The following is a 14,425-nucleotide window of genomic DNA, read 5'->3' on the forward strand; positions in this document are numbered from 1 at the left end:
GAGGCGGCCACTCGGCGTTCGGCCGAGCGCCGCACCGGGTCACCGCCCGGGCCCCACAGGCAGAGCCGCCCCGCCGGACAGCGCCACTGCGCCATCCGCAACCCGAGGAGAGAGTCGTGAGCGACCTTCGTACGCTGCGCAACTACATCAACGGCGAGTTCGTCGACGCGGCGGACGGCCGCACCCTGGAGGTGGTCGACCCGACCACCGGCCAGGCGTACGCGACCTCCCCGCTGTCGGGCGCGGCCGACGTCGACGCCGCGATGGCTTCGGCCGCCGCCGCCTTCCAGACCTGGCGCGACTCCACGCCGTCCACCCGGCAGAAGCTGCTGCTGAAGATCGCCGACGCGGTCGAGGCACGTGCCGACGAGCTGGTGGACGCCGAGTGTCGCAACACCGGCAAGCCGCGCGGTCTGACGAAGTCCGAGGAGATCGGCCCGATGGCCGACCAGATCCGCTTCTTCGCCGGCGCCGCCCGTCTGCTGGAGGGCAAGTCCGGGGGCGAGTACATGGACGGGATGACCTCGTTCGTCCGCCGCGAGCCGGTCGGCGTCTGCGCCCAGGTCGCGCCGTGGAACTACCCGATGATGATGGCGGTGTGGAAGTTCGCCCCGGCGATCGCCGCGGGCAACGCCGTCGTCCTCAAGCCCTCCGACACCACCCCGGCCTCCACCGTGCTGCTGGCCGAGATCGTCGGCGGCATCCTGGCCGAGCTGGAGCTGCCGGCCGGCGTCTTCAACGTGATCTGCGGTGACCGCGAGACCGGGCGACTGATGGTCGAGCACCGGACTCCGGCGATGGCCTCCATCACCGGTTCGGTCCGGGCCGGCATCCAGGTGGCCGGCAGCGCCGCCAAGGACGTCAAGCGGGTCCACCTCGAGCTGGGCGGCAAGGCCCCGGTTGTGGTGTTCGAGGACGCCGACATCGCCGAGGCCGTCGAGGGCATCTCGGTGGCCGGCTTCTTCAACGCCGGCCAGGACTGCACCGCCGCCACCCGGGTGCTGGTGCACGAGTCCATCCACGACGCCTTCGTGACGGCGCTGGCCAAGGCCGCCGCCGAGACCAAGACCGGCGGGGTGGACGACGAGGACGTGCTCTACGGTCCGCTGAACAACGCCAACCAGCTGCAGCAGGTGGCCGGCTTCATCGACCGGCTGCCCGCGCACGCCAAGGTCGAGGCGGGTGGTCACCAGGTCGGCGAGATCGGCTACTTCTACGCCCCCACCGTGGTCTCCGGCCTCAACCAGGACGACGAGATCATCCAGAACGAGGTCTTCGGCCCGGTGATCACCGTGCAGAAGTTCACCGACGAGGCGCAGGCCGTGTCCTACGCCAACGGGGTGGAGTTCGCGCTGGCCTCCTCGGTCTGGACCAAGGACCACGCCCGCGCCATGCGGATGTCCCGGGTGCTGGACTTCGGCTGTGTCTGGATCAACACGCACATCCCGCTGGTCGCCGAGATGCCGCACGGCGGCTTCAAGAAGTCCGGCTACGGCAAGGACCTCTCCTCGTACGGCTTCGAGGACTACACCCGGATCAAGCACGTGATGACGGCCCTCTGATCGCCATGATCCGCTCGTCGTACTGAACTACCGCAGCAGGCCCGGGAGTCCACTCCCGGGCCTGCCCGCTTGTCACCCTGTCCGCCTTTGGGGTGACCGCCTGACAAGATGCCGCTGCACGTCGCGCCCGCCCTTACCTACCCTTGCGGCATGAGCATCCCCACTGCCGATCCCGCCGCCGGGCTGGCCGTCAAGGCCGCCGACCGCGCGCACGTCTTCCACTCGTGGTCCGCACAGGCCCTGATCGACCCCCTCGCGGTGGCCGGTGCCGAGGGCTCCTACTTCTGGGACTACGAGGGCAACCGCTTCCTCGACTTCTCCTCCCAGCTGGTGAACACCAACATCGGCCACCAGCACCCCAAGGTCGTCGCCGCGATCCAGGAGCAGGCCGCCAAGCTCTGCACGCTGGCCCCCGGCTTCGCCGTCGAGCCGCGCAGCGAGGCCGCCCGGCTGATCGCCGAGCGCACCCCCGGAGACCTCGACAAGATCTTCTTCACCAACGGCGGCGCGGAGGCGGTCGAGAACGCCGTCCGGATGGCCCGGCTGCACACCGGCCGGCAGAAGGTGATGTCCACCTACCGCTCGTACCATGGCGCCACCGGCAACGCGATCGCCCTGACCGGCGACCCGCGCCGCTGGCCGAGCGAGACCGGCATCTCCGGCGTCGTGCACTTCTGGGGCCCGTACGCCTACCGCTCGCACTTCCACGCCGAGAACGAGGTCCAGGAGTGCGAGCGCGCGCTGGCGCACCTGGAGGAGGTGATCGCCTTCGAGGGTCCGCAGACCGTCGCGGCGATCATCCTGGAGAGCGTGGTCGGCACCGCCGGCATCCTCATCCCGCCGGCCGGCTACCTGGCCGGGGTCCGCGAGATCTGCGACCGGTACGGGATCGTCTTCATCCTGGACGAGGTGATGTCCGGCTTCGGCCGCACCGGCGAGTGGTTCGCCGCCGACCACTGGGGTGTCGTCCCCGACCTGCTGACCTTCGCCAAGGGCGTCAACTCCGGCTATGTGCCGCTGGGCGGCGTGGCGATCAGCGCCGAGATCGCCGCGACCTTCGCCGAGCGCCCCTTCCCCGGCGGGCTCACCTACTCCGGCCACCCGCTGGCCTGCGCCTCCGCCGTCGCCACCATCAACGCGATGGCCGAGGAGGGCATCGTGGAGAACGCCAAGCGGATCGGCGAGCAGGTGCTCGGCCCCGGCCTGCGCGAGCTGGCCGAGCGGCACCCGTCGATCGGCGAGGTGCGCGGGCTCGGCGTCTTCTGGGCGCTGGACCTGGTCAAGGACCGCAGCACCCGCGAGCCGCTGGTCGGCTACAACGCGGCGGGCGCGGCCAACGGGCCGATGGCCGAGCTGGCGGCGGCCTGCAAGCAGCGCGGGCTCTGGCCGTTCACCAACATGAATCGCTTCCACGTGGTGCCGCCGTGCACCGTCAGCGAGGAGGAGGCCAAGACCGGCCTCGCCGTGCTGGACGAGGCGCTCACGGTGGCCGACAAGTACACGGTCTGATCAGCTGCCCCTCTTACTGCGGGCCCTGCTGGCGGCGGACGGCGTCCAACCCCAGCAGGGCCACGTGCAGTGACAGGCAGGACTCCACCTGGTCCAGGTCCACGGCCAGGATCCGCTCCACCTTGTGCAGCCGATCGTAGAAGGACGGCCGCGACAGATGCGCCGCGTCTGCCGCGGCCGACTTATTGCGGCCCTGCTCCAGATAGACCCGCAGCAGCGGCACCAACTGCGAGCCGTGCTCGGCGTCATGCGCCAGCAGCGGCCCCAACTCGCGCTCCACGTACGTCTGCAGGCGGGCGTCCTCGCGCAACAGGTGCAGCAGGCCGCGCAGTCGGACGTCCGGCAGCCGGTAGTACGAGGCGGCCCGGGCGCCCGGCGCGTCGTGCAGCGCGGCGTCCGCGACCTGGGTGGCCTCCATCAGGGTGCGCCGGGCGTCGCGCACCGAGCCCACCGAGGAGCCCACCGCCACCACCGGCTCCGCGATCTCCCGCTGCACGCCGTCCTTGCCGCTGTCCGCCACCAGTTTGCGCAGCGCCGCGGCGAAGGCCTCCAGCGCCGTGTGCTCGTCCTGCTGCGAGCCGAGCGCGATCAGCAGGCCGACCCCGTCGTCGTCCAGCGCGCCGACCAGTGCCGCCAGCCGGCAGGAGCGCGCGGCGGTGGCGGCCAGCTCGGTGAAGTCGCGCAGCCGGGCCTGCGCCTCGAGCGCGGCCGGGATCAGGCTGCCGCGCTGGCGCAGCACCACGCCGACCAGTCGGCGGCTCTCCAGCGGCACCCCGAGTGCCTGGGCCCGCAGGGCGACCTCGGAGACGGTCAGGGCGTGCGTCAGGATGCCGGAGAGCAGCGTGCGGTGGGTCTGGCGCTCCAGGCTCTCCCGGTCGCGGACCAGCAGCCGGTTCAGCGCGAGGGTGGCCGCGCCGCGCTCCAGCAGCATCGCGAACGGCCGCTCCTGCACGCCGTCCGCCGGCCCGCCCGGCTCGTTGACCAGCACCAGGCGCCCCCAGTCCTGGCCGCGCGCCCCCACGGTGGTCACCAGCCAGCCGCTGCGCGGGTCGTACCCGGTGCGTCCGGCCGGACGCACCCCGCGCGAGCGGCGCTCCCAGTCCTCCAGCAGCTCGGTCTCGGGGCACCCGGCGGAGTCGTGCGCCAGCACCTGGTGGCTGAGGTTCTCCAGGACGACCGGCGCCCCGGCCATCCGGGCGATCTGCCGCAGCACCTCGCTCGGCTCGGCCCCCTCGACGGCCAGCTCGTTGAAGACCTGGTGCACGGCTTCGGAGGCGCGCAGCTGCTCCAGCTGGGCGTTGACCACCAGCGCGTGCACGGCCTCGGTGATCGCGACGAAGCGCAGCTCGCGGCGGAGCACGATGACCGGCAGGCCGCGCTGCTCGGCGGCGTGCACCAGGGCGCGCGGCAGGCTGTCGAAGTAGCGGCGGCCGAACTCCACCACCAATCCGGCGGCGCCGACCTCCACCAGCTCCCGGACGTAGCGCGAGAGGCCCTCCCGGTCCTCGGGCAGCGCGATGCCGGTGGTCAGCACCAGCTCGCCGCCCTGCAGCACACCGGCCACGTCGGGCAGCTCGCTGACGTGCACCCAGCGCACCGGGCGCTCCAGCTGGTCACCGCCGGCGACCACCTGCGGCAGGCCGCGCCGCATCACGTCGAGATCGAGCACGCGGGCGACGGTGGGCAGCACGGCGGGGGCCTCCTGGCTGTGGGGGGAGCAAGGTGTCAGGTGAATCATGCATCCTGGCGACGACCTGTTGCCCGGCGCGCCTGTTGGCACTGTGTAAGGCCCTTGCCGGATCGGCTTTCGGAGTGGGTCTTGTCCGGTTTGTCGCCGAGCGGGCATCGTCGGCGGGCCGGAGCGGGTTGCAATGACGGCATGGGCACGCGGAGGAGAACAGAGCAATGGATCTGACCAGCTTCACGGACGGTGCGCAGTACATCGCGGGCAGGCTGACCGGTGGGACCGGCACCGAGTCCTTCGACGTGGTCAACCCGGCGGACGGCAGCACCGTCGAGCAGGTGCGGCTGGCCTCGACGGCGGACGTCGACGCCGCGGTGGCCGCGGCGGCGGCCGCGCTGCCCGACTGGTCGCGGGCCACGCCCGGCAGCCGTTCCGAGGCGCTGCTGCGGCTGAGCGCGATCCTGGCCGACCGGGCCGAGGACTTCGCCCGGGTGGAGACGGCGCAGACGGGCAAGCCGATCAAGCTCTCCACGGAGTTCGACGTGCCCGGCACGATCGACAACACCGCCTTCTTCGCGGGCGCCGCCCGCAACCTGGAGGGCAAGGCGGCCGGCGAGTACTCAGGCGACCACACCTCCTACGTGCGGCGGGAGGCGATCGGCGTGGTCGGCTCGATCTCGCCGTGGAACTACCCGTTGCAGATGGCGGCCTGGAAGATCCTGCCGGCCATCGCGGCGGGGAACACCATCGTGCTCAAGCCCGCCGAGCTGACCCCGCTCACCTCGCTGATGTTCGCCCGGGCCTGCACCGAGGCGGGCATCCCCGACGGTGTGGTCAATGTGGTGACCGGCGCCGGCCGTTCGGCGGGCGAGCACCTGGTGTCGCACCCGGGCGTCTCGATGGTCTCGTTCACCGGCTCGACCCCGGTCGGCAAGCGGGTCGCCGAGCTGGCCACCGCGACCGTCAAGCGGACCCACCTGGAGCTGGGCGGCAAGGCCCCGTTCGTGGTCTTCGACGACGCCGACCTGGCAGCCGCCGTGCACGGCGCGGTGGCCGCCTCGCTGATCAACAGCGGACAGGACTGCACCGCGGCCACCCGGGCCTATGTGCAGCGCCCGCTCTTCGACGCCTTCGTCGACGGCGTGGCCGAGCTGTACGCGGCCATCCGGCTGGGCGACCCGCTGAACCCGAGCACGGACCTCGGGCCGCTGGTCTCCTTCACCCACCGCGACCGGGTGGCGGGCTTCGTCGAGCGCGCCCGCGGCTACGGCGCGCGGGTGGTCACCGGCGGAGCGGCCCCGACCGTCGGCCACGACGGCACCGACCTCGGCCGCGGCGCCTACTACCTGCCGACGCTGATCACCGGCGCCGCCCAGGACAGCGAGGTGGTGCAGGGCGAGATCTTCGGCCCGGTGCTGGTGGTGCTGCCGTTCGACTCGGATGACGAGGGCCTGCGGCTGGCCAACGACACCCCGTACGGGCTGGCCGCCTCGGCCTGGACCCGCGACCTCCACCGCTCGCTGCGGGCGACCCGGGAGATCGCGGCCGGCTGCGTCTGGGTGAACGACCACATCCCGATCATCAGCGAGATGCCGCACGGCGGCTACAAGTCCTCCGGCTTCGGCAAGGACATGTCGCAGTACTCGCTGGACGAGTACACCCAGGTCAAGCACGTCATGTTCGACATCACGGCGGTGGCCAGGAAGGACTGGCACCGGACGATCTTCGGCGACCGCGACTGACCCGTTCCGCAGAGGTCGTGCGCTACCCGTGTAAGAGAACCGCAGCTCAGCGCTCTCTCCCTGTGGACGGCGGCCTCGATGCCCGCCGCGTCGGGCGAGCAGAGGACGAGCCATGCAGAACACCGGACCCACCAACGCGGTGGAGTGGCTGTCGGCTGCCGCACCCGACCCGGAGGCCTGCCGACGGGAGTGGCACCGCAGCGGACTCGGGGTGGTGCTGCTGCCGGCCGGCCGGCTCTGGGACGTGCTGTTGGTGCCCGGAACGCTGGGGCACCCGGCGCTGGGGGTGCTCGACCAGCTGCTCGGCGGGCGGGGGCCGGTGCTGGTGGACCCCGGAGACGGGAGCGTCGGCTTCTTCGTCCCGGTCGGCACGGCCGCCTGGTGGGTGGGCACGGGGGTGCGCGGTGCGGGAGAGGGCACCTGGGTCCTGGTGCCGCACCCGACCCGCCGAAGCCGGGGGCTGCGCTGGCTGGTGCCGCCGGACGGGTCGGGAGCGCTGAACGACCCCGTGCTGCTGGAACTGGCGCTGCACGAGGCAGCGGGCGGCCTCGGAGGGCCGCGCGAGCACCCGTGAGTTTTTGATGTACGAGGTGTAAGGCCAACTGGGCTATCTCCGGCATTGTGCTCGTTGAGCCTCGCGGGCCCGGCGAGCAGACTGGATTCAGAGCGCGGTAGCGCCGGGAATTCGGAGGCAGACGATCTTGAGCACCAACAAGCCCAGCACCAACAAGCACTGCATCCACTGGATCAACGGCGCGCCGGTGCCCACTGCGGGCGCCGCACCCCGCCGCGGTGACCTCTACGACCCGGCCACCGGCCGGATCTCGGGTCAGGTGGACTTCGCAGGCATCTCGGAGGTCGACCAGGCCGTCAGCGCGGCGGTCTCCGCCTTCGCCGAGTGGCGCGACGCGTCCATCGCCAAGCGCACCTCGGTGCTCTTCAAGTTCCGCGAGCTGTTCAACGCCCGCAAGGACGAGCTGGCCGCGATCATCGTGTCCGAGCACGGCAAGGTGCATTCGGACGCGCTGGGCGAGCTGGCCCGCGGCCAGGAGGTGGTGGAGTACGCCTGCGGGATTCCGCAGCTGATCAAGGGCGGCTTTACCGAGCAGGCCTCCACCGGCGTGGACGTCTACTCGATCCGCCAGCCGCTCGGACCGGTCGCGATCATCTCGCCGTTCAACTTCCCGGCGATGGTGCCGATGTGGTTCTTCCCGATCGCGATCGCGGCCGGGAACACCGTGGTCCTCAAGCCCTCGGAGAAGGACCCGTCGGCGGCCAACTTCATCGCGGAGCTCTGGAAGGAGGCCGGGCTGCCGGACGGCGTCTTCAACGTCGTGCACGGCGACAAGGTCGCGGTCGACCGCCTCCTGGAGCACCCCGACATCAAGTCGGTCAGCTTCGTCGGCTCCACCCCGATCGCCCGGTACGTCTACGAGACCGGCACCCGGTACGGCAAGCGGGTGCAGGCGCTCGGCGGTGCCAAGAACCACATGCTCGTGCTGCCCGACGCCGACCTCGACCTGAGCGCCGACGCCGCCATCAACGCCGGCTTCGGCGCGGCCGGCGAGCGCTGCATGGCGGTGTCGGTGCTGGTCGCGGTCGACCCGATCGGCGACCAGCTGGTCGAGAAGATCAAGCAGCGGATGGCCGTCCTGAAGGTCGGCCCGGGCTGCAACGGCGACTCCGAGATGGGCCCGCTGGTCACCGGCCAGCACCGCGACAAGGTCACCTCGTACGTCGAGTCCGGTATCGCGGATGGCGCGGAGCTGGCCGTGGACGGCCGGAAGCACCCGATCACCGAGGCCGACACCAACGGCGGCATGACGACGGACGGCTTCTGGCTCGGCCCGACGCTCTTCGACCACGTGAAGCCGGGCATGTCCGTCTACAACGACGAGATCTTCGGCCCGATCCTCTCCGTCGTCCGGGTCGCCTCCTACCAGGAGGGCCTGGAGCTCATCAACGCCAACCCGTACGGCAATGGCACCGCCATCTTCACCAACGACGGCGGCGCTGCCCGGCGCTTCCAGCACGAGGTGGAGGTCGGCATGGTCGGTATCAACGTGCCGATCCCGGTGCCGGTGGCCTACTACTCCTTCGGCGGCTGGAAGGCCTCGCTGTTCGGCGACACCCACGCCTACGGCCCGGACGGCGTGCAGTTCTTCACCCGTGGCAAGGCCGTCACCCAGCGCTGGCTCGACCCCTCGCACGGTGGCATCAACCTGGGCTTCCCGACCAACAGTTGATCCCGCTGGTACGGCACCTCGGCCGGCCCACCCGCAGCCCGTCTGCGCAGGTGGGCCGGCCGCGTTTGCATCAGCCACCAGTAGGGCGTAGCGTGTCCTAGTCGCTCGGCAGGGAGCACCGGACACGCATCGGCGCGGACGGTCCCGGGGCGGCCACTCTCCTGAAACACCTTTCTCAGCAATACGTATGCCATTCCTGTGCCTTGTCGCAGGGGGTTCTGTTTTGCTGTGTCTGCATTTCGGCGAGTGGGGTCGGATTCGCTTTTCGGGGCGGAGCCGGGCTAGAGTTTGAGGCGTCGGACAGGCCGTCAGGTCGGTTACGGCGAAGGCCACTTGAGGGCCGAGGCGGTGCGGAAGACCTGGTAAGGTCGGAGGCACTGCGGCGGGAAACCGCGAAGCAGGAAAGCGAGTGAGAAACGCCGAACGGCGAGTCTGATAAGCTGAGTGAAGAACGAAACGAAGTACTGAACGAAGCGCCCGGAGATACTGCGAAGGCAGTTCGAAGGAAGTGTCCGTTCCTTGAGAACTCAACAGCGTGCCAAAAGTCAACGCCAGATATGTTGACATCCCCGGCCTTGATCTTCGGATCGGGGTTGGAGATTCCTTTTGAAGTAATACACAGCGAGGACGCAGTGCACGTTGCCACCCTATTCCGGTGGTTGTCGTGCCGCTCAACGCGGGTGTCACCCGATTACGGGTATACATTCACGGAGAGTTTGATCCTGGCTCAGGACGAACGCTGGCGGCGTGCTTAACACATGCAAGTCGAACGATGAAGCCTTCGGGTGGATTAGTGGCGAACGGGTGAGTAACACGTGGGAAATCTGCCCTGCACTCTGGGACAAGCCTTGGAAACGAGGTCTAATACCGGATATGACCTGTCCTCGCATGGGGGTGGGTGGAAAGCTCCGGCGGTGCAGGATGATCCCGCGGCCTATCAGCTTGTTGGTGGGGTAATGGCCTACCAAGGCGACGACGGGTAGCCGGCCTGAGAGGGCGACCGGCCACACTGGGACTGAGACACGGCCCAGACTCCTACGGGAGGCAGCAGTGGGGAATATTGCACAATGGGCGAAAGCCTGATGCAGCGACGCCGCGTGAGGGATGAAGGCCTTCGGGTCGTAAACCTCTTTCAGCAGGGAAGAAGCGCAAGTGACGGTACCTGCAGAAGAAGCACCGGCTAACTACGTGCCAGCAGCCGCGGTAATACGTAGGGTGCGAGCGTTGTCCGGAATTATTGGGCGTAAAGAGCTCGTAGGCGGCTTGTCGCGTCGGATGTGAAAGCCCGGGGCTTAACCCCGGGTCTGCATTCGATACGGGCAGGCTAGAGTGTGGTAGGGGAGATCGGAATTCCTGGTGTAGCGGTGAAATGCGCAGATATCAGGAGGAACACCGGTGGCGAAGGCGGATCTCTGGGCCATTACTGACGCTGAGGAGCGAAAGCGTGGGGAGCGAACAGGATTAGATACCCTGGTAGTCCACGCCGTAAACGGTGGGAACTAGGTGTTGGCGACATTCCACGTCGTCGGTGCCGCAGCTAACGCATTAAGTTCCCCGCCTGGGGAGTACGGCCGCAAGGCTAAAACTCAAAGGAATTGACGGGGGCCCGCACAAGCAGCGGAGCATGTGGCTTAATTCGACGCAACGCGAAGAACCTTACCAAGGCTTGACATATGCCGGAAACGGCCAGAGATGGTCGCCCCCTTGTGGTCGGTATACAGGTGGTGCATGGTTGTCGTCAGCTCGTGTCGTGAGATGTTGGGTTAAGTCCCGCAACGAGCGCAACCCTTGTTCTGTGTTGCCAGCATGCCTTTCGGGGTGATGGGGACTCACAGGAGACTGCCGGGGTCAACTCGGAGGAAGGTGGGGACGACGTCAAATCATCATGCCCCTTATGTCTTGGGCTGCACACGTGCTACAATGGTCGGTACAAAGGGCTGCGATGCCGCGAGGCGGAGCGAATCCCAAAAAGCCGGCCTCAGTTCGGATTGGGGTCTGCAACTCGACCCCATGAAGTTGGAGTTGCTAGTAATCGCAGATCAGCATGCTGCGGTGAATACGTTCCCGGGCCTTGTACACACCGCCCGTCACGTCACGAAAGTCGGTAACACCCGAAGCCGGTGGCCTAACCCGTAAGGGGAGGAGCCGTCGAAGGTGGGACCAGCGATTGGGACGAAGTCGTAACAAGGTAGCCGTACCGGAAGGTGCGGCTGGATCACCTCCTTTCTAAGGAGCACACGGCCGATTGTGAGCAAATGTCTCGCACGGTCAGCTCATGGGTGGAACGTTGACTATTCGGCACACACGGTTGGTTGATACCAGTACTGCACTTCGGTGCGTGGAACGTATCGGCGGGTCGGGTGTGTCGGGCACGTTGTTGGGTCCTGAGGGAACGGCTGTCATGGTCGTTGCTTCAGTGCCGGTCCCACGGACACTGCCCTGTCAAGGGGTTTTGTAGGTGGGTGTCTGGTCGTTGTTTGAGAACTGCACAGTGGACGCGAGCATCTGTGGCCAAGTTTTTAAGGGCGCACGGTGGATGCCTTGGCACTAGGAACCGATGAAGGACGTGGGAGGCCACGATAGTCCCCGGGGAGCCGTCAACCAGGCTTTGATCCGGGGGTTTCCGAATGGGGAAACCCGGCAGTCGTCATGGGCTGTCACCCGTACCTGAATATATAGGGTATGTGGAGGGAACGAGGGGAAGTGAAACATCTCAGTACCCTCAGGAAGAGAAAACAACCGTGATTCCGGGAGTAGTGGCGAGCGAAACCGGATGAGGCTAAACCGTATTGGTGTGATACCCGGCAGGGGTTGCCAATGCGGGGTCGTGGGAAAGTTCTTCAGTCGTCTGCCGGCGGCTGGGTGAGTCAGAAACCGTATGGATAGTCGAAGGACATGCGAAAGGTCCGGCGTAGAGGGTAAGACCCCCGTAGACGAAATCTGTGCGGCTCACTTGAGCTTCTCCCAAGTAGCACGGAGCCCGAGAAATTCCGTGTGAATCTGGCGGGACCACCCGCTAAGCCTAAATATTCCCTAGTGACCGATAGCGGATAGTACCGTGAGGGAATGGTGAAAAGTACCGCGGGAGCGGAGTGAAATAGTACCTGAAACTGTGTGCCTACAAGCCGTGGGAGCGTCGGACACCAGCTTGCTGTGTGTCTCGTGACTGCGTGCCTTTTGAAGAATGAGCCTGCGAGTTTGCGGTGTGTAGCGAGGTTAACCCGTGTGGGGTAGCCGTAGCGAAAGCGAGTCCGAATAGGGCGTTTGAGTTGCACGCCCAAGACCCGAAGCGGAGTGATCTAGCCATGGGCAGGTTGAAGCGGAGGTAAGACTTCGTGGAGGACCGAACCCACCAGGGTTGAAAACCTGGGGGATGACCTGTGGTTAGGGGTGAAAGGCCAATCAAACTCCGTGATAGCTGGTTCTCCCCGAAATGCATTTAGGTGCAGCGTCACGTGTTTCTTGCCGGAGGTAGAGCACTGGATAGGCGATGGGCCTCACCGGGTTACTGACCTTAGCCAAACTCCGAATGCCGGTAAGTGAGAGCGTGGCAGTGAGACTGTGGGGGATAAGCTCCATGGTCGAGAGGGAAACAGCCCAGAACACCGACTAAGGTCCCTAAGCGTGTGCTAAGTGGGAAAGGATGTGGAGTCGCACAGACAACCAGGAGGTTGGCTTAGAAGCAGCCATCCTTGAAAGAGTGCGTAATAGCTCACTGGTCAAGTGATTCCGCGCCGACAATGTAGCGGGGCTCAAGCACACCACCGAAGTCGTGTCATTGCAGCAATAGGGCCAACGCCTGCTGTGATGGGTAGGGGAGCGTCGTGTGCCGGGTGAAGCAGCGGAGGAATCCAGTTGTGGACGGTTCACGAGTGAGAATGCAGGCATGAGTAGCGATACAAGAGTGGGAAACTCTTGCGCCGATTGACCAAGGGTTCCTGGGTCAAGCTGATCTGCCCAGGGTAAGTCGGGACCTAAGGCGAGGCCGACAGGCGTAGTCGATGGACAACGGGTTGATATTCCCGTACCCGCTTTGAAGCGCCAACGTCGAACCAGATGATGCTAAGCCCGCGAAGCCGGCCTGGAGTCTTCGGACAAAAGGACGTGGTGGAGCCGGTGACCCAAGTCTGTAGTAGGTGAGCGATGGGGTGACGCAGGAAGGTAGTCCAGCCCGGGCGGTGGTTGTCCCGGGGTAAGGGTGTAGGCCGAGTGATAGGCAAATCCGTCACTCATTAAGGCTGAGACCTGATGCCGAGCCGATTGTGGTGAAGTGGATGATCCTATGCTGTCGAGAAAAGCCTCTAGCGAGTTTCATGGCGGCCCGTACCCCAAACCGACTCAGGTGGTCAGGTAGAGAATACCGAGGCGTTCGGGTGAACTATGGTTAAGGAACTCGGCAAAATGCCCCCGTAACTTCGGGAGAAGGGGGGCCATTCCTGGTGATCGGATTTACTCCGTGAGCTGGGGGTGGCCGCAGAGACCAGCGAGAAGCGACTGTTTACTAAAAACACAGGTCCGTGCGAAGCCGTAAGGCGATGTATACGGACTGACGCCTGCCCGGTGCTGGAACGTTAAGGGGACCGGTTAGTCCGACTTCGGTCGGGCGAAGCTGAGAACTTAAGCGCCAGTAAACGGCGGTGGTAACTATAACCATCCTAAGGTAGCGAAATTCCTTGTCGGGTAAGTTCCGACCTGCACGAATGGCGTAACGACTTCTCGACTGTCTCAACCATAGGCCCGGTGAAATTGCATTACGAGTAAAGATGCTCGTTTCGCGCAGCAGGACGGAAAGACCCCGGGACCTTTACTATAGCTTGATATTGGTGTTCGGTTCGGCTTGTGTAGGATAGGTGGGAGACTTTGAAGCGGCAACGCCAGTTGTCGTGGAGTCGACGTTGAAATACCACTCTGGTCGTGCTGGATGTCTAACCTGGGTCCGTGATCCGGATCAGGGACAGTGTCTGGTGGGTAGTTTAACTGGGGCGGTTGCCTCCTAAAGAGTAACGGAGGCGCCCAAAGGTTCCCTCAGCCTGGTTGGCAATCAGGTGTTGAGTGTAAGTGCACAAGGGAGCTTGACTGTGAGACCGACGGGTCGAGCAGGTGCGAAAGCAGGGACTAGTGATCCGGCGGTGGCTTGTGGAAGCGCCGTCGCTCAACGGATAAAAGGTACCCCGGGGATAACAGGCTGATCTTCCCCAAGAGTCCATATCGACGGGATGGTTTGGCACCTCGATGTCGGCTCGTCGCATCCTGGGGCTGGAGTAGGTCCCAAGGGTTGGGCTGTTCGCCCATTAAAGCGGTACGCGAGCTGGGTTTAGAACGTCGTGAGACAGTTCGGTCCCTATCCGCTGTGCGCGTAGGAATATTGAGAAGGGCTGTCCCTAGTACGAGAGGACCGGGACGGACGAACCTCTGGTGTGCCAGTTGTCCTGCCAAGGGCATGGCTGGTTGGCTACGTTCGGGAGGGATAACCGCTGAAAGCATCTAAGCGGGAAGCCTGCTTCGAGATGAGTATTCCCACCTCCTTGAGAGGGTAAGGCTCCCAGTAGACGACTGGGTTGATAGGCCGGATGTGGAAGCCCAGTAATGGGTGGAGCTGACCGGTACTAATAGGCCGAGGGCTTGTCCTCAGTTGCTCGCGTCCACTGTGTTGTTCTGAAACAACGACCCCGTCCCATGGCC

At 66.0% G+C, this 14,425-nt stretch carries 6 protein-coding genes and 2 rRNA genes; 7 read left to right on the forward strand and 1 reads right to left on the reverse strand.

Annotated features, from left to right (window positions below; all coding sequences use genetic code 11):
- Positions 1–116 precede the first annotated feature (116 nt).
- Together P3T34_RS26460 and P3T34_RS26465 are read left to right on the forward strand one after the other, a co-directional pair.
- Positions 117–1,562: a gamma-aminobutyraldehyde dehydrogenase gene (locus P3T34_RS26460; protein WP_280668534.1), complete on the forward strand. Its 1,446-nt coding sequence runs from the start codon at positions 117–119 to the stop codon at positions 1,560–1,562.
- Positions 1,563–1,712: 150 nt separating this feature from the next.
- On the forward strand, positions 1,713–3,071 hold the full coding sequence (locus P3T34_RS26465) for an aspartate aminotransferase family protein (protein ID WP_280668535.1): 1,359 nt from the start codon (positions 1,713–1,715) through the stop codon (positions 3,069–3,071).
- Positions 3,072–3,084: 13 nt separating this feature from the next.
- Here the strand turns inward: P3T34_RS26465 and P3T34_RS26470 are convergent, their stop codons facing one another.
- Complete coding sequence (locus P3T34_RS26470) at positions 3,085–4,761, reverse strand: PucR family transcriptional regulator ligand-binding domain-containing protein (protein ID WP_280668536.1); 1,677 nt, start codon at positions 4,759–4,761, stop codon at positions 3,085–3,087.
- 215 nt (positions 4,762–4,976) lie between these two features.
- On the opposite strand from P3T34_RS26470, the gene P3T34_RS26475 reads away from it, so the two are divergent.
- The 5 genes from P3T34_RS26475 to P3T34_RS26495 all read left to right on the forward strand — a co-directional run bounded on the left by P3T34_RS26475 (position 4,977) and on the right by P3T34_RS26495 (position 14,373).
- The gene (locus P3T34_RS26475) at positions 4,977–6,497 is read left to right on the forward strand and encodes a gamma-aminobutyraldehyde dehydrogenase (protein ID WP_280668537.1); all 1,521 of its coding nucleotides are present in this window, start codon (positions 4,977–4,979) and stop codon (positions 6,495–6,497) included.
- A gap of 112 nt (positions 6,498–6,609) precedes the next feature.
- A complete protein-coding gene (locus P3T34_RS26480; RefSeq protein ID WP_280668538.1) occupies positions 6,610–7,071 on the forward strand; it encodes a hypothetical protein in 462 nt (153 codons plus the stop codon).
- Between the two features lie 163 nt (positions 7,072–7,234).
- Positions 7,235–8,743: a CoA-acylating methylmalonate-semialdehyde dehydrogenase gene (locus P3T34_RS26485; RefSeq protein WP_280672407.1), complete on the forward strand. Its 1,509-nt coding sequence runs from the start codon at positions 7,235–7,237 to the stop codon at positions 8,741–8,743.
- 704 nt (positions 8,744–9,447) lie between these two features.
- Positions 9,448–10,969 (forward strand): 16S ribosomal RNA (locus P3T34_RS26490).
- Between the two features lie 283 nt (positions 10,970–11,252).
- A 23S ribosomal RNA gene (locus tag P3T34_RS26495) occupies positions 11,253–14,373 on the forward strand.
- Together the 16S and 23S rRNA genes form the textbook arrangement of a ribosomal RNA operon.
- Positions 14,374–14,425 lie beyond the last annotated feature (52 nt).

Source organism: Kitasatospora sp. MAP12-44 (assembly GCF_029892095.1).
In the GTDB taxonomy this organism is placed as follows: Bacteria; Actinomycetota; Actinomycetes; order Streptomycetales; family Streptomycetaceae; genus Kitasatospora.

Bases quoted from the DNA above. Each gene is read 5' to 3' on its own strand.
- P3T34_RS26465 (WP_280668535.1), top strand. From the start codon at position 1,713: ATGAGCATCCCCACTGCCGATCCCGCCGCCGGGCTGGCCGTCAAGGCC.
- P3T34_RS26475 (WP_280668537.1), top strand. From the start codon at position 4,977: ATGGATCTGACCAGCTTCACGGACGGTGCGCAGTACATCGCGGGCAGG.
- P3T34_RS26480 (WP_280668538.1), top strand. From the start codon at position 6,610: ATGCAGAACACCGGACCCACCAACGCGGTGGAGTGGCTGTCGGCTGCC.